This window comes from Flavobacterium sp. Sr18, from assembly GCF_011064265.1.
Classification (GTDB): Bacteria; Bacteroidota; Bacteroidia; order Flavobacteriales; family Flavobacteriaceae; genus Flavobacterium; species Flavobacterium petrolei.
The window spans coordinates 2,001,792-2,021,145 of record NZ_CP049329.1 but is presented as its reverse complement, the minus strand read 5'-3'; the positions used below and the strand labels follow the sequence as shown (position 1 = coordinate 2,021,145).

Below are 19,354 nucleotides of genomic sequence, written 5' to 3'. Positions count from 1 at the left end.
TAGTTATTTTTGTTTCCTTAATTTTAATAAAAACACCATTTTGGGATTATATAAAAATCTTTTTAAACAGACCGCCATTTACGGATTAGCAACGGTTGTTCCGCGAATGTTCAGTTTTTTATTAGTGCCCTTATACACAGATTTACTCCCAAAAGAGGAATATGGGAAGGTTTCCATCATTTTTGCCGGCATGATTTTCTTCAATGTCATTCTTTCTTACGGAATGGAAACCGCTTTTTTCAGGTTTTACAACAAAGAAACTAATAAGAATTCGGTAGTTGAAACTACGTCCGTTTCCATTTTTTGGACTTCCATTGCGTTCTTATTCTTAGCCTTATTATTCCGAAATACTATATCCAGTTGGGCTGAAATAGACGAACAGTACATCAGTTACACTATTTGGATTTTAGTGCTTGATGCCTTGGTAATTGTTCCATTTTCTAAATTAAGAGTCAATCAGCAACCCATAAAATACGCCATAATCAAAATAGGAAATGTAGCCGTCAATTTGTTTCTGAGCCTTTTCTTTTTGAGTTATTTACCCGCGATTGCAAAATCAAATCCTGACAGTATTTTACGTTCTTTATACTTGGAAGATTTTCAAATAGGCTATATTTTTGTGTCCAATATTGTTGCCAGCTTGCTGACATTTATACTGCTGTCACCCAATTATTTCAAACTCAAATGGCATTTTGATTATTCGTTGTGGAAACGCATGATGCAGTACGGAATGCCAATTATGGTTGCCGGAATTGCATTTGCCATCAACGAACAGTTTGACAAAATACTTTTAGGATATTTATTGCCTCCAGATATTGCCGCTGCCGAAGTAGGAGTATATTCCGCTTGTTACAAGCTTGGTTTGTTCATGGTTTTGTATCGTACGGCCTATACGTTAGGAATTGAGCCTTTCTTTTTTAGCCACTCGGATAATAAAGATGCACCACAAACCTACGCTACAATCACTAAATATTTTGTCATTTTTGGCTCTTTTATTTTATTATCCGTGATCGTTTTTGCAGATGTATTAAAAGTCATTATGATTCGGGATGAGTCCTATTGGGAAGCCATGAAAGTAGTACCGCTGATTATTCTTGCCAACTTTTTCTTAGGCATTTACACCAATCTTTCCGTTTGGTACAAACTAATAGATAAAACCCATGTTGGTGCCTATATTTCTATCGTGGGAGCCATAATTACACTGGTGTTAAATTACTTGCTGATCCCAACAATGAGTTATTACGGCTCGGCAATCGCCACTATTGCAGCGTACGGAAGCATGATGACCATCTCCTATTATTTTGGGAATAAGTATTATCCTATTCCTTATGACACGAATAAAATACTTATGTATTTACTGATTTCAGTAGGATTTTCGGCAGTTTCCTTTTATGGTTTCAGGGAGAATTATTACGTAGGAATCACGTTATTACTGGTGTTTATGTATTTTATATACCACAATGAAAAAGAATTATTAATCAAAATGTTGAACCGAAAAAAGAATTAGAATCTAGTTTTTAGGAGCTATTTCCTGCTATTCGTTGCAATCTTTTCCTTTTTAAAGAAAAAAGGAAAAGGATTTCCACTGCTATCAGGGCTATTACAAAAAATCAACAATACAAAAGGGCAAGTGCAACTTGTCTTTTCTTAATAAAAAAACAATGACAATAAACATCATCAACAAATCACAACATGCCTTGCCTAACTATGAAACCATAGCCTCGGCAGGAATGGACTTACGAGCCAACTTATCGGAATCCATAACACTAAAACCACTGGGAAGAGCTATCGTAAAAACAGGTCTTTTTATCGAATTGCCAATTGGTTTCGAAGCGCAAGTGCGACCAAGAAGCGGTCTGGCGGCTAAAAACGGAATTACGGTACTGAATGCTCCCGGAACAGTAGATGCCGATTATCGTGGCGAAATTGGAGTTATTTTAGTAAATTTATCCAATGAAGATTTCGTGATCCAAAACGGAGAACGCATTGCCCAACTCATCATCGCAAAACACGAACGTGCGGAGTGGAAGCAAGTTCAAGAACTGACAGAAACTTCCAGAGGAGAAGGCGGTTTTGGAAGTACTGGAGTGAAATAAATTTAATAATTTAAAGATTGAAAAATTTTAAGATTTGTGATAATTTTTAAATTTTTCAATCGTTTAATCTTTCAATAAAAAAAGCATGAAAATAATTGTCCCAATGGCTGGCCGTGGATCGCGCCTTCGCCCACATACATTAACCATTCCTAAACCTTTAATTCCTGTTGCAGGTAAACCAATCGTGCATCGCTTGGTAGAGGATATTGCCGGTGTTTTGAATCAAGATATTGAAGAAGTAGCTTTTATTATTCATGAAACATTTGGCAAAAAAGTTGAAGAAGAACTACTTGCTATCGCGCAAAAACTAGGCGCCAAAGGAACTATTTATTACCAAAACGAAGCTTTAGGAACTGGTCACGCCATTATGTGTGCTAAAGATTCTTTGAGCGGACCAGCAGTTATCGCTTATGCCGATACTTTAATTCGTGCAGATTTCGATTTAGACCAAAATGCCGACAGCGTGATTTGGGTAAAACAAGTGGATGAACCCCAAGCTTTTGGTGTTGTAAAACTGAATGAAGCGAATGAAATAGTAGAATTAGTAGAGAAGCCGGCAACTTTTGTATCCGATCTTGCCGTAATTGGAATCTATTATTTTAAAGATGTTGCCGTGCTGAAAAATGAATTGCAATTAGTATTAGATAACAATATTATCCACGGTGGCGAATACCAGATAAATGACGGTATCAAACAAATGATGGCCAAAGGCATGAAATTTGTTCCCGGTAAAGTGGACGAATGGATGGATTGTGGCAACAAGAATGTAACTGTGGAAACCAATTCTAGAATGTTAGGATTCTTGCATAATGATGGGGAACATTTAGTGGATTTTGATGTCAAATTAGAGAATTCGACGATTATTCCGCCTTGTTATATCGGTAAAGATGTGATTCTTAAAAATGCAACTGTTGGTCCTAATGTATCTTTAGGCGATGGCTGTCATGTTCTAGATAGTACGATACAAAACAGTTTGGTGCAAACCCACTCTCATATCAAAAATGCGAATTTAGACAATGCAATGATTGGGAATCACGCTAGTTTTGATGGTAATTTCACTAGCATCAGTATTGGAGATTATTCAGTATTGGAATAAATAAAATACAATTCCTGCATCTTTTTAGAATGATGCAGGATTAAATTTGAAATGAAAAAAAGCGCTTTCATAATTTTATTTCTCGTTTTGCAATGCAAAGCGGCTTTGCTATGGGCACAAACGGAGCCCGAGGAAATCAAGCTTGATACCGATCAGTTTCAGGAATTTTTTTATGAATCCTTACTTCAAAAAGGGATTGAGAACTATGATAAAGCGATAGTAGCTTTGGACAAAGCCGATAAATTAAAACCCAATGATGCAAGCGTTTACTATGAATTGGGAAAGAATTATTTAGCATTAAAAGAGTATAAAAGCGCCTATAATTATTTTGAAAACGCCACTAAGATTGATCCTAAAAACAAATGGTTTTGGATCGGAATGTATGATGTGAGTTACGATACTAAAAATTTTAATCAGGGAATTGCCGTTATCAATAAGTTGATTGAATTTGATCCAAAATACAAAGAAGATTTGACCTCACTTTATATGGGGACCAATCAGTTTGAGAAAGCTTTGGCGTTAATTCAGGAACTCAATGAAACTATTGGAAAAACAGATAGAAGGGAATTATACAAAAGCCAAATCTTGTCCGAAGGGAAGTTTCAGAACAACGAAATTTCGAATCTGGAAGGATTGATTGTTAAAAATCCGCAAGAAGAGTCTAATTATATCAGTTTGATATTTTTGTATTCTAAAAATAATGAAGAAACAAAGGCTTTTGAAACAGTAAAAAAACTCGAAAAAGCAATCCCAAATTCAGATTGGGCTCAAGTAAGTTTATTCAAAAATTATTTGGATTCAAATGACGCACCAAAAGCTATAAAAGCAATGAATATTGTTTTGGCTAGTGCCAAAATAGATTCAAAAATTAAACATCGGATTCTAAATGAATTTTTGATTTTCTCGGATAAGAATCCGCAATATTCGCCTGATTTAGAAAAAGCCGTTGGTTATTTCGAAAATGACAAAACTGTCGATGTTGCGAAAGAAATTGGAAAATTTTTTCACGCTAAAAAACAATGGGAAAAAGCCATTATTTATTATGAAAAATCCGTTAGTAATGGAGTTGGTGATGTTGTTGAAACGCATTTACTTTTGCTTCAAGCGCATACGGAGCTGAAAAAATTTGATGCAGTAGTCAAGAAAGCTTTAGAGCTGGTAGAGACTTTTCCAACGCAGCCTCAGTTTTATTATTATGCTGGTTTGGCTAACAATCAGCTGCAGCAATTTAAAAAAGCGAAGGATTTTTTAGAAATGGGCATGGATTATGTAGTGGAGAATAAGGAATTGGAAATAAATTTCAATATCCAAATTGGAGAAGCGTATAATGGTTTAGGAGATTTCAAGAAAAAAGACTTGTTTTTTGCTAAAGCCAATCAATTATTAAAAGAAAAAAAATGATCAAAAAAATTTCAATACTAGTACTACTTACTGTTTTTATGGTTTCTTGTAAATCGAAAGCCATTGCAGTTTCGGCCAGTAATCAGCCAGTTGCAGCGGCAGAAAAAATGTCGGCCAAAAAAATAATAGAAAATCATTACAACAATAAAAATGAATTTTCTACATTATATATTAAGTCAAGTGCCCGTTATGCCGATGATAAACAAACGCAAAATGTTACTGCTGAAATCAAAATCAAGAAAGATGAACAGATTTTGGTAAGCATTCGTTTTCTGGGAATTACAATGGCAAAAGCATTAATCACTCCTAAAACAGTGAGCTATTATGAAAAGATAAACGGGAAATATTTTGAAGGTGATTTCAGTAGCTTAAGCCAATGGTTAGGAACGGATTTAGATTACAATAAAATCCAGAACATGTTGTTAGGTCAGGCAATTGATGATTTGACCAAAGGCAAATATCTAGAAACGTTATTGGAACAAACGTATCGATTGGATGATACATCGAATAAAAATACGAAAAAATCATTCTTTTTGGATTCCGATAAATTTTTAGTTCAAAAACAAGAAATCACGCAAACTGCCGAAGAGCGAATGATCAAAGTAGCTTACGCTGACAACAAAGTGTATAATGAAGCTGTTTTGCCTACTAGCGTTTTAATCAATACGTTTCAGAAGAAAGGAAACACTGAAATTAATCTGGAATATAACTCGGTAACTTTCAATGAAGAACTTTCTTTTCCTTATAGTGTTCCAAATGGGTACAAAAGAATTATAATTAAGTAAATTAGCAAAAATATTTTTCCGATATGCCAAAATTTCTCCTAAGCCTAATTTTTATCTGTATGACCTCATTACTGTGGAGTCAGGAATCACAACAAGAAAAATTAGAAGAACGTAAAGCTCAAATTCAAAAAGAAATTAGAGAAAATGAAAAGTTATTACAATCTGTAAAGAAAAAAGAAAAATCTGCTGTCAATGTAGTAATCATTCAAAGCACTAAAATAAAGCTTAAAGAAAAATTAATAAACACGACTGAAAAGCAAACCAAATTGCTGAGTAATGACATGTATATTAATCAAGTTCAGATTAATAAATTGAAGAAAGAATTGGCAGAACTTAAGGAGGATTATGCCGAAATGATTGTCAAATCGTATAAAAGTCGTTCATCGGAAAGTAGAGCGATGTTTTTATTGTCATCTGAAAATTTTTTACAGGCGTACAAAAGAGCGCAGTATATGAAACAATATACCGGTTACCGCAAAATGCAGGGTGAAGAAATAAAAACGAAGTCTAATAAGCTTACTGATTTCAATCAAAAACTGAATGTACAAAAAACAGCAAAACAAAAACTGATTGCTGAAAATGAAAAAGAGCGCTTATCACTCGAAAAAGAGAAAAAGGAGCAATTGAAGTTAGTAAACGTTATCCAAAAAGACAAAAAGAAGATAGCCCAAGAAATCAAGAAAAAACAGCAGGAATACAGAACGATTGACAGACAAATCAATAAATTGATTCGGGAAGCAATTGCTGCAGCCAATAGAAAAGCGGCCTTAGAAAAAGCGAAAGCCAATCCAAGTGCGCCTGTTTCAAGAGCTGCTGTGTCATCGTCCAAAATTGAGTTGACGCCTGAATCAAAAATTATTGCAGATAATTTTAGAGCCAACAGAGGAAGATTGCCTTATCCGGTTGAAAAAGGATATGTGTCACTAGGATATGGAAACCAAACGCATCCTTTATTTAATACGATAACCGTACACAATAGTGGTGTGGAAATCACCACTGATAAAGGCGCAAGTGCCAGAGCCGTTTTTGGCGGAGAAGTAACCAGTGTTATTGTATTGTCACCCGTAAACAAAGCGGTAATGATACAACATGGAGATTACTTCACAGTATATCAGAATTTAAGTTCAGTAAATGTAAGTAAAGGGGATAAAGTAAGTATCAAGCAAAGTTTGGGGAAAGTAAGAACCAATGGGGAAACAGGAAAAACAATCATTAAATTCCTAATCCTCCAGAATACGACTTATAACAATCCTGAGGGTTGGTTGTCTCCGAGATAACGAAAGTTACATTATAAATGAAAAAGCACTATTATATTCCTTGGAATACGATAGTGCTTTTTTTATGGCTGTAATTTGTAGTTAATAAACTCATTAGAACTAAACTCATCGAAGGTTTCATAAAAACCTTTTCATCTGTTGTATTGCTAATTAATAGTTCGTGGCATTGATTTTATTGGATAAAAAATCAAAATTAGAAGCTTTTTAATTTGCTATTCTGTTTTATTAAAAGAAGAGTTTATGGATTTCATCATCCCTTCAGTAGACCAAGTTCCGGAAACAATAATACGCCTAATGGTATATAATGGATCTACAGGATCTCTTTTGGTAGACAAGATATAAGCCATTTCATAACCACTTTTCTTAATTTCAGGAATTGCAGCCGTATTCCATAAACCAAACGGATACGCAAAATCGGTTACCGGTTTCCCTATGATATCTTCCAGTTTTGCTTTTGGTTTTACTAATTGTGTATTCCAGTCGTCGCCCGTATATTTTGTAACCATATGATGATCCCAAGTATGTGCGCCTACCACATGCCCGTCGTAAGACAAGCTTTTGATTTGCTCTTTGCTCATATATCCGGGACGGTTAATAGAAACAGTCATGATGAAAAACACGCCTTTAAAACCGTATTTTTTCATCTCGGCTGCGCCAACGCTGAATTGTTCTTCTCGCGTATCATCAAAGGTAATCATTACTGGATTTGAAGGCAACGGTACATCATATACGAGATAGTCGTTCAATTGATTGGGTAAAATACTATGATAACCGGCATCAGATAAGGCTTTCATTTGCTGTGCAAAATTTGCTGGTGAAACCGTATATGTTTTTGTCATTTCACCATCACCCGCTTTCAATTCTTTAATATTATGATAACATAAAATGGGAACTTCTTTTTTCGAAAGAATGGCAGCGGCATCAGCAGCTACTTTTTTTGTTGCTACAACTTTAGCGGGAGTAACAACAAGCGGAACTTCTTGAGCTGTTTTACGAGGTTCTGATTGGCAGCTTACCATTAAAAATAGTCCAACGAAAACGGAATAAAAAATATTTTTCATGAATTCAATGGTAAATTATTGGTATTGAATGTAAATAGGTTTTGGAGTAAATTTCACTAATTCTTCCGGGCTGTACATTTTCCAGTCGTTTTTATTGTCATTTTTATAGAATAATTTAAAACCGGCAAATTGTACAGGTTCTCTATAAATATAACTTACGTAAGAATCTTTTTTTAATACTTTACTTCCAAAGCCATCCATATCCATAACGATTTGAACTTCGGGAACGGTTTTGATGTCTTTATAATTTTTGACCATTCCTTGTGTAAAACGGTGTATTACTAACACTTTTGGAGTCAGTTTATTTTTGCGCACAATATCTGCCAAAATAGTAATCGCGTCGTTAATATCCGCTGCCGTAAAATGCCCAATTTTAGAACCTGGACGCTCTCCGTTTTTCATCGAAAATTCAGGGTCAATTCCAAGGTGTACATTTGGCATAGAGAGATATTTTTCTAATTCCGCCACTTCAGATTTAACCGTACTGTGACCTACTTGAATATCTAAAAACACTAATGCATTGATGGGTTTTGCCCAGCTAATCACAGTGTCAATTTGTTTAAAAGGCATTCGTAAGCGGTGCATATTGTTTTTCCCCGGAGCACCTTGAGCCGTAACAGCAATGTAATGCAAGGCAGGAATTGCTTTAACAGTAGAATCAGCTGCCTGCCATTTGGCTACTTCGCCTTGCAGTTTTGCCAGCATTTCTTTTCTAGGGAGTTCGCCTAGAATCCCCATTCTGGTGGAATATAAATTTCCGTAATACGCAATAATTCTATTGTATGGTAATAACGCTCCCGGCAAAGGATAGGGCGCTTTTACAGGCCATCTTCCGGTAGTGTCATTGTTGCTTAAGGCAATCATTCTTTTGTTAAAATCAACAGTGTCAATTGTCAGAGTAGGCGTTTTTTCTTTAATGACGGTTTTTACAGTGTCTGATTTTTCTGTAGCGGTTACACCATCTGCCGCTTTTCCTTTTTCACAGGAAATGGTCATAAGCAGTAATGGAAGTGCAAGCAATGCAATAGCTGATTTTTTCATATATTAATTCTAATTTTTTTAATGTAAAGATAAAGTATTTTAGAAGCGAGAAGTCATTTCGAATTGTGTTTCAAAGCCTATTTATTATATAATTTACGGGTTCTAGTTTCAAATTTCTTCTAATTCAATATTCAAACGAAATCTATTTCAGATAATTGTAAGGTCGTGATTATAATTAAAAAAACAGTTTGCTTTGGTCACAATTTCAGAATAACTTTTGGAAATAAAAAGAAAAGGCTAACTTTATAAACGTTTTAACTCATTCAAATACGCAAACAATTGTTCAAAAATCCCGTTACTTTTCTTCTTTTTCTATGTTGTGCAACTGCTGTTTTTGGCCAAGTAAAAAAAGACACCATTGCTCTTTCAGAAGTCACGTTGAAAGGTTCACCAATCAAAAATACACTTCAAAATGTTGCGGCATCTGTTTCAGTAATTACTACTTCCGACATTAATAAAAGTGACGGAATTATATTGACTCCGGTTCTAAACAAAATTCCCGGCGTGACCATGCAACAAGGTGCTTTGAACACCAACAGGATAACTATTCGTGGCATTGGCGCGCGATCTCAATACGGAACTAATAAGATAAAAGCCTATTTTGATGGGATTCCATTAACTTCGGGTGAAGGTGAAACTACGATTGATGACGTTGATTTGGCAGCAATCGAAAAAATGGAAATCATAAAAGGACCAAATTCCACTAGTTTTGGATCCGGTTTAGGTGGTGTAATTCAGCTGTTTTCAAGAGAAACTCCATTGCTAGAATCGTTTGGGAAATCAACAGTCACTTTAGGGAGTTTTGGGTTGTTGCAAAGCCGAATTTCCGCAGGATACAGTGATTCCAAAACGAACGTATTCACAAGTTATACAGATTTAGAAAGCGATGGGTTTAGAGCCAATAGTTCCTATAACAGAAAATCATTTAACCTGCACGGCAAACAAAAAATTGGTTCCAAAGGTGATTTATCATTTTTGGGAACGTTCACCCGATTGAAAGCTTATATCCCAAGTTCTATCAATGAGACGGATTTAAAAAATAATCCGGAGAAGGCAGCCGCTACTTGGGCAGCCGCACAAGGTTTTGAGTCGTATGATAAATTCATGTTCGGATTAGGATACAATCATCAATTTTCTGAAAAATGGTCCATACAAACCAGTGTTTTTTCTAATTTTAAAGATGCTTACGAACCCAGACCATTTGATATTTTGGATGAAAATATAAGTTCGGCGGGTTTTCGTTCCAATGTAAATTATAAAGACCAATTGTTTTCTTTGCCGTTTGAACTAAGTTTTGGCACCGAGTTATTAACAGAAAAATACGAGTATTCCCTTTTTGAAAATTTGTACCAATCGCAACCGGGTCAGGGAAGTATTCAAGGTGATGAATTCAGCGCCATCAAACAAAACAGAAATTACACCAACTACTTTTTACAAATGGAACTTTGGATTTCCAAAAAGATGCATCTGGAAACTGGATTGGCATTAAACACAACCAAATATTCGTTAGAAGATGTTTTCGAAAATAATTCTGGGGGTCAAAAAATGCCATTCACTTTTGGAAATGTTTGGTCGCCAAGAGTTGGTTTGTCGTATCAAGTAAGCAATGGGAAAAATATATTTACGTCCGTCAGCAAAGGATTTTCGGTTCCTTCAGTTGCAGAAACATTGACTCCCGAAGGTCAAATAAACACAAATTTGAAACCAGAAATAGGTTGGAATTATGAATTAGGTTTCAAAGGAAACTGGCTTAAAAATAAAGTATACACCGAAGTAACGTTTTATACCACACAAATTGAAAATTTATTAGTGGCACGACGTACTGCTGATGATCAATTTGTAGGGATTAATGCAGGCAGCAGTTCCCATATGGGATTGGAATTCTTGGTTAATTACAAACTTTTGGAACTAACCCAATTTCAAATTACACCTTATTTTTCAGGAGCCGTGAATAATTTTAAATTCAAAGAATTCTTGGATGGTGATGCTGATTATTCGGGTAACCAACTAACGGGTGTTCCCGAAAAGCAATTTAATTTTGGAGTAGATTTAAACACAAAAAACGGATTTAGTGTAAACACGTCTTTCCGAACGATGGGTAAAATTCCGTTAAACGATTCCAATACAAAATACAGTGAGCGGTATTCGTTGCTTGATATAAAAACGACCTATGTTTTTACGATTCTTAAAATCTTGAAAACAGAGCTGAATGCCGGAATTAATAACGCTTTAGATACCAAATATGCGGCTAATATTTTGCCTAATGCAGTTGGTTTTGGCACTGCTGCTCCGCGTTATTTTTATCCCGGAAATCCCATCAATTATTACGGAGGTTTTTCAGTAGCGTATGTTTTTTAGATAGAAATCCTAAGTCTGGATTTTATTTTTTTGATGGCAGCGACTTCTTTCTCAGTAACGATTTTGGTTTGTTTATTGCTCCAAGAAATCATGATGTAATTCATCACATCAGCAACTTCCTGATCCGTAAGTCCCATGGCCGGCATGCTACTATTGTACTTTATTTTATTGACCACAATTTCGCCACTTTGTCCAAATTTCACCGCAGCGATGCTTTCATTTCTCTTAGTTTTTAACCAGTCAGAACCATCAAGAGGAGGGAAGTTGTTAATGTCTCCTTTGCCATTTGCACCATGACATTGCATGCAAAAATCAGCATAAATTTCTTTTCCGGGTGACTGAAATTTTGAAACAGCAGCGGTTTTAGTATTCAAGTCAATATAGTTGTCTGCGGAAAATGGGTTTTCGAAAGAGAAGCTTCCCAATACAAACACACCAAATCCCCAAAATAATTTCGTTGTCAACATCAGTTAGTTCGGTATAATTTTTACGATTCCTTTTCCTTCAACGCCCATATAAATATAGCCATCCGGGCCTTGCGCAACATTACGTACGCGACCAATATCAGTAGCAATTTTTTGTCTACCAATAACTTCATTGCCTTTCAACTTTAGCAATTCAAGGTATTGGAATTTCAAAGAACCTACCAGTAAATGTCCTTTCCAGTCCGGATATTTATCACCGGTTACAAAAGTCATTCCGCTTGGAGCGATCGAAGGCAACCAATAATAAATAGGTTTTTCAATGCCTGGTTTTTCGTTTTCTTTACTAATTGTTGTACCGTCATAATCGATTCCATAGGTAACCACTGGCCATCCGTAATTAGCCCCTTTTTTTATGATGTTGATTTCATCTCCACCCTGAGGGCCGTGTTCATGCGCCCAAATTTCCCCTGTTGCAGGGTTTTTAGCCATTCCTTGCGGGTTGCGATTCCCGAAGGTATAAATAGCTTCTTTTGTTCCGGTCTGACCTACAAATGGATTGTCTTTAGGAATACTTCCATCATCATTTAATCGGTATATTTTTCCGCCATCGCGTTTTATGTCTTGCGGATTTACAAAATGTTCTCCACGTTCACCAACAGAAAAATACAAATAGCCGTCGTTGTCAAATACTATTCGGGAACCAAAATGCTGACCTTTTGTAGTGTTCGGAGTAGCTTTATAAAGCGATTCAATTTGTATCAGACTTCCCTCCAATAATTTTGCTCGAATGAGTTTTGTGTGGCCGCCGGTACCTTCACCTTCATCGGAAGCATAGGTCATATAAATCCAGTCATTTTTAGCATAATCAGGATGTAAAACGATATCTAACAATCCGCCTTGTCCTCGAGAATATACTTTGGGAACATTTTTTATTTCGGTTTTTGCTCCGTTTTTGACGTGATACAGAATACCACTTTTTTCGGTAACTAACATGCTGCCGTCTTGCAACCAAGTCATACCCCAAGGGATAGCAATATCGGAGGCCACGGTTTCGAGTGTATAGTTTTTTACTTCATCTTTAATAGGAATGTCATTGGATTTTACCTGAGCATCACAACTGAAAGAAAGAAGAGATATAATTGAAAGAGAAACTAATGTGATTTTTTTCATGAGTTTGGTTTTTGAGTCTTTGTAAGACATAAATCTTTTTAAAGGTAGTAAAAGAGGATTTAAATATTCAATTCAGTATTTATTTTTACTTAGAATTAACAAAATGAAAGGATGGAATCCTTCTTTTTAGAATCGTATTTTAAATTATAATTTTAGAATTAGACATAAAAAAACCCCCAAATAGTGTCTAACTTTTTGGGGGCAGTCTATTTCAAGGTGGTTTAATTGTAATTTACTTATTTCTTAACGCTGTAGTTGGCAGTTCTGGCGTCTTTGATTATCCCTTTCCAGTTTAATCCAAAACCAAAATCATACACATTTCCATCAGCATCCTTATACGGAATCATGTCGTGAGGAACGTCTTCCAATTGTTTTTCAACGGTTGACATATTCAAAGGCATTTGTAAAGGCAGTAATCCGGAAGGTTCTGTTTTGCCCGAAACAATATCCAACAAAGCTTCTACTTGTACGCCAAATTCTCCCACGATGGCATCAACCTCTTTTTCAAATTCCGCAAAAACCATTGGGTTAGAAATATTCACAGACACTAATACTGGCTTTCCATTCATTGCTTTTTTCGTTTCCAGAATAGTATTTAAATCTGGATATGAATTCGATTTCGACGTTTTATTGAGATACGAACGGTTGGTAATCGTTGGGTCAATCACAGGATCACCGGCAGCAATACTTTGCGCTCTGGCATCAACTGCGGTGTAATCTTTTAATTGTAAACTGATGGGCACATATCCATTTCCGCCAGCTTCTCTGTCGGCTCTGCTGTATCCGCCACTTATCGGGCTTTTGATAAATACAATCGCAAAATCCGCTTTATTGGGATCTTCCGTTACGTTATAATATTTTTTAATCAACTCTAAATTAACCGGATATTCAATTTTTTCAGGAGATGGCTGACCAAAAAAGTTGATTCCTGCAGGAGTAACTCTTTTCGGAATATAAACCGTCTTCCCTTTTGCAATTGGCAACGTTTTATTTTGGTTTTTAATCAGTACAACCGACTTCAACTGCGCATCGTATCCAGCTTTCATAAACTCCGGTTTTCCCACAATAGCTTTGGTCTCATTAGGATCTAAATAGGCATTTTCGAATAATCCCACTCTAAAAATATTCAAAAGCAAACGAACTGCTGATTGCTCAAAACGCTTGCGCATAAATGGTTCACCGTGTTCTTTTATCCCCATTTGATATGCTTCAAGTACTGGATTAATGTCATTATTTCCACCAAATTGATCCACTCCCGCCATTAGGACTTTATAATGTCTTTCGGCCACACTTAATTTTTCAACACCCCAAGATTTACCCGAAAAAATATCAGGTTTAGCTCCTTCATCTGCAGTAATCAACCAATCGGTACAAACCACTCCTTCATACCCGTATTGGTCTCGTAATAAATCGGTAATAATGTATTTACTGAATCCGTTACCTACATTCTCCCCATATTTTTTATCCTGACCATACGAAATGGTGTAATACGGCATCACTGCGGAGGCTTTTTTAGTAGCTCCCTTTAATTGAAAAGCGCCTTCAGTAAAGGGTTTCAAATGGGTTTCGAAATTATTTCCCGGATATACTGCAAATTTTCCATAAGCAAAATGTCCATCACGACCTCCTTCTTCCGGACCACCACTTGGCCAGTGTTTAATCATTGCATTGACACTTTGATTTCCCCATCCTTCATACGCATTAATCGATTTTGGAGATGTTTGAAACCCGTCTACATAAGCTCTTGCCATATCAGTTGCGAGTTTTGGGTCTTCGCCAAAAGTACCCACAAAACGATTCCATCTTGGTTCTGTTGCCAAATCAATTTGTGGTGATAGCGCTGTGGTGATTCCCATCGCTCTATATTCTTTGGCAGCAATTGCGCCAAATTGTTCCGTGATAGCAGCATCAAAAGTAGCGGCTAGTCCTAATTCTTCTGGCCATTGTGAGATAGCGCCACCAGAACCCGCATTGTATTCAGCATCTTTATTGGCACCGTTTCGTGGATCAGAACTGTTGTTAGACGGAATTCCCATTCCTATACCTTCAACTAAAGCTTGTATATTATTATTCCAAGTAGCAGCAACCTTTGGACTTTCAACAGAAGTCATCAACACATGACGTAAATTGTCTTTAGTTAAAAATGCAACTTGCTGGTCAGACAAATCAGATGACTTTGCACCACTTTTTGAAAATGGTTTTCCGTTGTAAGTTCCAGTAAACATTCCTGCTTCTTGAGCTGGAATAGCTTGGTGCCTGCTGTACAACATTAATCCGGCCATTTGTTCCACTGTCATTTTAGAGGCAAGATCTTTGGCACGTTCTACTACCGGTTTTCTCCAATCTTCATAAATATCTAACTTGCCGTTTTTGTTTAAATCTTTAAAAGCCAAACCATCAACTTGTATGATTTTAATTCCTGATTTTGGCGAGTAGCCTAATGTTTGACCTCCTTTATTTTGTATAATAGTATGAGATTCTTTAGTGGTTTCGGTCCATTTGGATTGTGCCTTCAATGATACAGCTAGTAACAATAAAGACGGGAGGAGGAAGATTTTTGATTTCATGATGGTTTATTTATCAGTGTAATAGCATTTTATAGTTTCCAAATGTAAAAAATAAATGTGTTATTTCGACACATTGAAAAATTATTTTTAGGTTATTCCAATATGGTTTAAATACCACATTAATTATTGCCTCTCATAGCTTAATTATGTTGGTGATTTGCTATTATTGTTTAACTTTGCACTTGTTTTATTAAACAAAAAATATTTTTTCAATTGATATCTACATAAAATTGTAAAAAGCGTTTTGTTTATGAAGTAGGGTTAAGATAGAAAAGTGTTGATTAAATAAACATTTTTGTACCAATAGAAATATTACAAATAATATAGGATAGGTATTAATTTATTCCTTTTGAAAATTAATTATCTTGAAATAAAAGAAAAAGTAAATGGAAAATAAAAAACCAGATAATGTTGTTTACACAGTCGAAGCAGGATATAACGCCAATGTTTTGCCTTACGGAACAGGGGTTGGAGCACCCGTAATTAGAGTGGATGATGTGGTTTCTTGGAAAAGCAGAGGGATTGATAATGTGAATAAAGAGCTAGGGAATAAATTTAATGAACTCAAGCTTCAATATGAAAAGTTAATGCAAGAATACGAATGGAACGAATTAGTATACAGTGCTAAATTTTCATTTGAACCCGTTATTGGCGAAATCTATCATTTGTACAGAGATGCTGCAGGCGTAAACTTTCTTTCGTTGATAGGTCCGAACGAATGGAATAAAGAACATATTGGTACTTTTAAACTCAACAGTGATAAAAAATGGATTCTCCTGAATGCAGTTGATTCGCAGCTGTACTAATCTAAAATAATCGAGATAATTTGGAGATAGAGCGTTTCTTTATATTTCTAAAAACAGAATAGTTTTCTAAAAATGGCATTGAACTCATCGTGTTGTTTTCTTTGTATTTTACGTATGATTTTTAATTTTTGTATTCAAGATTGGCAATAAATCCTAATCGTTCTTTTTTAATTGTATTTTTATCCAGGCATTAAGCAAAGGAACTATGGAAGAAATTTTAAGACAACAAATTGAGAAAATTGTACCATTAACAGATGATGAATTTCGATTAGTGCTGTCTCACTTTTCGGTTGGTAACTATAAAAAACATCAATATATTGTTCAGCAGGAAAATCCTGTTCCGTATGTTCATTTTGTTGTAAAAGGGCTGCTGAAATCATTTTACATCGACAAATCGGGAAAGAGTCATATTTTGCAATTTGCAATGGAAGATTGGTGGATTACAGACAATCAAGGATTTTATAAGGAAGAAAACGCCACACTCAATATCGATTGCTTGGAAGACGCGCAAACCTATTATATTACGCTGGAAAATAGAGATCAACTCTGTGTAGCATTACTCAAAATGGAATTCTTCTTTTTGCAAAAAATGACGGCCGGAAATATTGCTCTTCAAAACCGCATTTTATCGTTGATGAGCAAAAATTCAGAAGAACGATACATTCAATTTATCCAATTATATCCGGATTTAATTCATCGCATTCCTAAAACTTTAATAGCATCGTATCTTGGTATTTCAAGAGAAACATTGAGTCGTTTATCGCATTGATGTGATATAGGTCACAAATTATCTGTGACGTATGTCCTTTATAATCCATGGAATGTTTTAGAATTTTGTACTTGATAAAATTTTAAAACAGAAATATGGAAAATATAGCACTAGTTGTTGGAGCAACCGGAATAACGGGTAGCAATCTCGCAGAAAAACTTATTGCTAAAGGGTGGACGACTTTCGGGTTAGCCAGAAATCCACGAAAAGATATAGAGAACCTTCAGCCTGTTGCTGCAGATCTTTTGGATTTGCAGAATTTAAAAACAGCTTTAAAAGACATTTCTCCCACTCACATTTACATTACAACTTGGATGCGTCAGGATTCTGAAGCCGAAAACATTCGGGTAAATAGCTTGATGATAAGGAACCTTCTCGAGGCATTATCTCCAAAAAATTCAGTGCAACACGTAGCACTTGTTACAGGATTGAAACATTATCTTGGACCGTTTGAGGCTTACGCCAAAGAAGGATTTTTGCCCGAAACTCCACTTAGGGAAGAGCAGCCGCGTCTTGATTTAGAGAATTTTTATTATGCTCAGGAAGATGAGGTCTATGCTGCTGCAGCCCGAGATGGTTTTACATGGAGCATCCACCGCCCGCACACGGTTATAGGAAAAGCAGTAGGCAACTTAATGAATCTTGGTACGACGCTCGCTGTATTTGCCAGCATTTGTAAAGAAACAGGCAAGCCATTTCAGTGGCCGGGTTCAGCAGCACAATGGAATGGACTTTCGGATGTTACGGATGCCAGAGTTTTGGCAGAACATTTAATATGGGCTTCCACTACTGCTGCGGCTCGTAACGAAGCATTCAACGTGGTCAATGGAGATTTTTTTCGTTGGAAATGGCTTTGGAACAAATTAGCGGAATCGTTCGGGATAGAGGCAATAGGTTTTGATGGTACGATTCATCCTCTTGAGGAACAAATGATACAAGAAGCTCCGGTCTGGAAAAATATGGCTACAAAACATGCTCTTGACGAGTCTGATTTAAACAAGCTGGCTTCTCCTTGGCATACGGATCTTGATTTAGGACGCCCGATAGAAGTGATGACGGATATGTCTAAAAGTCGCAAACTTGGTTTCCCTGTTTTTCAAAGTACTGAAGATTCCTTTCACGATTTGTTTGAACAGCTTCGCGCGGACCGATTGATTCCGTAGTTACCTTAAAATGGTGTGCATAAAATAGGGGTTTCAAGATTTGTTCTTGAAACCCCTATTTTATTTATATTTCGAGTGAATTGGCAACAGCCAACTCCTTCAATATTTATACATCTATAGCATCATAAACCACGACCTTTTCCCATAAATGTGAACAGTTCTTTATAAAATCCTGATGAATTGGATGGTCTTGGTATATTTTTTGGCCGGCTTCATCATCAAAAAACATGAGTTCTGAAACACTCCAAGAAGTGTCTACAACTTCCCGTTTCTCGGTCGATGCTATGACTCCTACATGAATTTTACGAATCGTTGGAATTGCCGCCAAAGTTTTCAAACCAGAAATCAATTGCTGTTTATCCGCTTCTGATTGAGGGTTCTTTAGCCAAAAAAATACATGGTGCAACAAGAATTTTTTCTTTGGACGCATTGCAAAGCCCATAATACCTGCAACTCCAAATAAAGCTGCGGAACCAATAAATCTTCTACGTATCATCATTTATTTATTTTAATAGGTAAATATCGAAATTTAATAAATAGAAAAAGAAAAATAACACCTTTTATTTGTTGGGATAGCTTAGCATAGAAAGCCCGAAATTACTGTCAGGTTTTTATCCAAAAATTATCAGATTCATGAATCAATTATTTCTTTGTTACTTTTAAATCTTTAAAATATCCTATTGTTCCTATTTCAACCCAAAGCGCAATACTACCTTTTTTAGAAGTTCCCAGCATTTTTGTAACGATAAAGCTAGGTGATTTTTGGTTATTAATATATAAAACCGCCTTTTCATCTTGAAATTCAATACGAACATCAATCCATTCATTAAGGCCAATGTCTGCATAAGTTTCATACAAACCATTTGCTTCTTTTCTCAATCGGCTAAACGTATTATCAGGATAGGAAAAATACTGAATGGTATGGTTTCTTCTCAATTGATCATCGGCTCTGCTATTACTTGGACGAAGGTAAATGGCATCAAAATTTTCATTCTCTTTATCTACTCGAAATGCTATTCCTATAAATCCTCTTGCGGCAGGAAAAGGAGAATTTTCCATGATTTGGCTTAACATTTTAATTTCAATCGTTCCGTTCTGGATGTCAACATTCGTTAATTTAACGTAAGTAGGACCGTCAGTTGAGGCGTCAATATTTTTTTCGTCAAAAGGGCATGCAATTAAGTCGCGCTCCACTTTTAAGACTTGAACACCATCCATGTTCACGATTGCTACTTTGGTATTCACCGCTTCAAATTCTGTATTCTGCCAAATAAATTTTTGAGCAAAAGCCATCGTTATATTTAAAAGAAGAATACTCAATAAAATTGCTTTTTTCATG

At 35.9% G+C, this 19,354-nt stretch carries 17 protein-coding genes; 10 read left to right on the top strand and 7 right to left on the bottom strand.

Annotation, left to right across the window (positions count from 1 at the left end):
* The first annotated feature begins 40 nt into the window (after positions 1-40).
* The 6 genes from G7A72_RS08975 to G7A72_RS08950 all read left to right on the top strand — a co-directional run bounded on the left by G7A72_RS08975 (position 41) and on the right by G7A72_RS08950 (position 6,655).
* Entirely contained in the window at positions 41-1,507 is a 1,467-nt protein-coding gene (locus G7A72_RS08975; protein WP_165152225.1) for a lipopolysaccharide biosynthesis protein, read from the top strand.
* A gap of 154 nt (positions 1,508-1,661) precedes the next feature.
* Positions 1,662-2,096: a dUTP diphosphatase gene (dut, locus tag G7A72_RS08970; protein ID WP_165152224.1), complete on the top strand. Its 435-nt coding sequence runs from the start codon at positions 1,662-1,664 to the stop codon at positions 2,094-2,096.
* An 85-nt stretch (positions 2,097-2,181) separates the two neighbouring features.
* The gene (locus G7A72_RS08965; RefSeq protein ID WP_165152223.1) at positions 2,182-3,192 is read left to right on the top strand and encodes a sugar phosphate nucleotidyltransferase; all 1,011 of its coding nucleotides are present in this window, start codon (positions 2,182-2,184) and stop codon (positions 3,190-3,192) included.
* A gap of 51 nt (positions 3,193-3,243) precedes the next feature.
* A complete protein-coding gene (locus G7A72_RS08960) occupies positions 3,244-4,593 on the top strand; it encodes a lipopolysaccharide assembly protein LapB (protein ID WP_165152222.1) in 1,350 nt (449 codons plus the stop codon).
* Entirely contained in the window at positions 4,590-5,378 is a 789-nt protein-coding gene (locus G7A72_RS08955) for a DUF4292 domain-containing protein (protein ID WP_113664756.1), read from the top strand. The genes G7A72_RS08960 and G7A72_RS08955 overlap by 4 nt, the downstream gene beginning before the upstream one ends.
* 59 nt (positions 5,379-5,437) lie before the next feature.
* Entirely contained in the window at positions 5,438-6,655 is a 1,218-nt protein-coding gene (locus tag G7A72_RS08950) for a murein hydrolase activator EnvC (RefSeq protein WP_241258500.1), read from the top strand.
* Positions 6,656-6,867: 212 nt separating this feature from the next.
* On the opposite strand, the gene G7A72_RS08945 is transcribed toward G7A72_RS08950, so the two are convergent.
* Positions 6,868-7,716, bottom strand: coding sequence for a polysaccharide deacetylase family protein (locus tag G7A72_RS08945; protein ID WP_165152221.1), 849 nt, complete (start codon positions 7,714-7,716; stop codon positions 6,868-6,870).
* Between the two features lie 15 nt (positions 7,717-7,731).
* Complete coding sequence (locus G7A72_RS08940; RefSeq protein WP_113664759.1) at positions 7,732-8,757, bottom strand: hypothetical protein; 1,026 nt, start codon at positions 8,755-8,757, stop codon at positions 7,732-7,734.
* Positions 8,758-9,036: 279 nt separating this feature from the next.
* On the opposite strand from G7A72_RS08940, the gene G7A72_RS08935 reads away from it, so the two are divergent.
* Positions 9,037-11,115, top strand: coding sequence for a TonB-dependent receptor domain-containing protein (locus tag G7A72_RS08935; RefSeq protein WP_165152220.1), 2,079 nt, complete (start codon positions 9,037-9,039; stop codon positions 11,113-11,115).
* Here G7A72_RS08935 and G7A72_RS08930 read toward each other — a convergent pair.
* The 3 genes from G7A72_RS08930 to G7A72_RS08920 form a co-directional block, all read right to left on the bottom strand.
* Positions 11,112-11,582, bottom strand: a complete 471-nt coding sequence (locus G7A72_RS08930) for a cytochrome c (protein ID WP_165152219.1) — start codon at positions 11,580-11,582, stop codon at positions 11,112-11,114. The genes G7A72_RS08935 and G7A72_RS08930 overlap by 4 nt on opposite strands.
* Positions 11,583-11,585: 3 nt before the next feature.
* Entirely contained in the window at positions 11,586-12,710 is a 1,125-nt protein-coding gene (locus tag G7A72_RS08925; protein WP_165152218.1) for a PQQ-dependent sugar dehydrogenase, read from the bottom strand.
* Positions 12,711-12,946: 236 nt separating this feature from the next.
* A complete protein-coding gene (locus tag G7A72_RS08920; RefSeq protein WP_165152217.1) occupies positions 12,947-15,277 on the bottom strand; it encodes a glycoside hydrolase family 3 N-terminal domain-containing protein in 2,331 nt (776 codons plus the stop codon).
* A 386-nt stretch (positions 15,278-15,663) separates the two neighbouring features.
* Between G7A72_RS08920 and G7A72_RS08915 the strand changes: the two genes are divergently transcribed.
* The 3 genes from G7A72_RS08915 (at position 15,664) to G7A72_RS08905 (ending at position 18,015) form a co-directional block, all read left to right on the top strand.
* Positions 15,664-16,083 carry a DUF2452 domain-containing protein gene (locus tag G7A72_RS08915; RefSeq protein WP_165152216.1) on the top strand — a complete coding sequence of 140 codons (420 nt, stop codon included), beginning with the start codon at positions 15,664-15,666 and terminating at the stop codon, positions 16,081-16,083.
* Between the two features lie 205 nt (positions 16,084-16,288).
* Positions 16,289-16,852 (top strand): Crp/Fnr family transcriptional regulator, encoded by a 564-nt coding sequence (locus G7A72_RS08910; protein WP_113664764.1) that lies wholly within the window; start codon positions 16,289-16,291, stop codon positions 16,850-16,852.
* Between the two features lie 95 nt (positions 16,853-16,947).
* Complete coding sequence (locus G7A72_RS08905) at positions 16,948-18,015, top strand: SDR family oxidoreductase (RefSeq protein WP_113664765.1); 1,068 nt, start codon at positions 16,948-16,950, stop codon at positions 18,013-18,015.
* A gap of 106 nt (positions 18,016-18,121) precedes the next feature.
* Here the strand turns inward: G7A72_RS08905 and G7A72_RS08900 are convergent, their stop codons facing one another.
* Positions 18,122-18,514 (bottom strand): Dabb family protein, encoded by a 393-nt coding sequence (locus G7A72_RS08900; RefSeq protein WP_206531504.1) that lies wholly within the window; start codon positions 18,512-18,514, stop codon positions 18,122-18,124.
* Between the two features lie 143 nt (positions 18,515-18,657).
* Complete coding sequence (locus G7A72_RS08895; protein ID WP_165152215.1) at positions 18,658-19,353, bottom strand: hypothetical protein; 696 nt, start codon at positions 19,351-19,353, stop codon at positions 18,658-18,660.
* Position 19,354 lies beyond the last annotated feature (1 nt).

Bases quoted from the DNA above. Each gene is read 5' to 3' on its own strand.
- G7A72_RS08955 (WP_113664756.1), top strand. From the start codon at position 4,590: ATGATCAAAAAAATTTCAATACTAGTACTACTTACTGTTTTTATGGTT.
- G7A72_RS08965 (WP_165152223.1), top strand. From the start codon at position 2,182: ATGAAAATAATTGTCCCAATGGCTGGCCGTGGATCGCGCCTTCGCCCA.
- G7A72_RS08925 (WP_165152218.1), bottom strand. From the start codon at position 12,710: ATGAAAAAAATCACATTAGTTTCTCTTTCAATTATATCTCTTCTTTCT.
- G7A72_RS08900 (WP_206531504.1), bottom strand. From the start codon at position 18,514: ATGATGATACGTAGAAGATTTATTGGTTCCGCAGCTTTATTTGGAGTT.
- G7A72_RS08960 (WP_165152222.1), top strand. From the start codon at position 3,244: ATGAAAAAAAGCGCTTTCATAATTTTATTTCTCGTTTTGCAATGCAAA.
- G7A72_RS08895 (WP_165152215.1), bottom strand. From the start codon at position 19,353: ATGAAAAAAGCAATTTTATTGAGTATTCTTCTTTTAAATATAACGATG.
- G7A72_RS08920 (WP_165152217.1), bottom strand. From the start codon at position 15,277: ATGAAATCAAAAATCTTCCTCCTCCCGTCTTTATTGTTACTAGCTGTA.
- G7A72_RS08950 (WP_241258500.1), top strand. From the start codon at position 5,438: ATGACCTCATTACTGTGGAGTCAGGAATCACAACAAGAAAAATTAGAA.
- G7A72_RS08940 (WP_113664759.1), bottom strand. From the start codon at position 8,757: ATGAAAAAATCAGCTATTGCATTGCTTGCACTTCCATTACTGCTTATG.
- G7A72_RS08930 (WP_165152219.1), bottom strand. From the start codon at position 11,582: ATGTTGACAACGAAATTATTTTGGGGATTTGGTGTGTTTGTATTGGGA.
- G7A72_RS08905 (WP_113664765.1), top strand. From the start codon at position 16,948: ATGGAAAATATAGCACTAGTTGTTGGAGCAACCGGAATAACGGGTAGC.
- G7A72_RS08915 (WP_165152216.1), top strand. From the start codon at position 15,664: ATGGAAAATAAAAAACCAGATAATGTTGTTTACACAGTCGAAGCAGGA.
- dut (WP_165152224.1), top strand. From the start codon at position 1,662: ATGACAATAAACATCATCAACAAATCACAACATGCCTTGCCTAACTAT.
- G7A72_RS08945 (WP_165152221.1), bottom strand. From the start codon at position 7,716: ATGAAAAATATTTTTTATTCCGTTTTCGTTGGACTATTTTTAATGGTA.
- G7A72_RS08910 (WP_113664764.1), top strand. From the start codon at position 16,289: ATGGAAGAAATTTTAAGACAACAAATTGAGAAAATTGTACCATTAACA.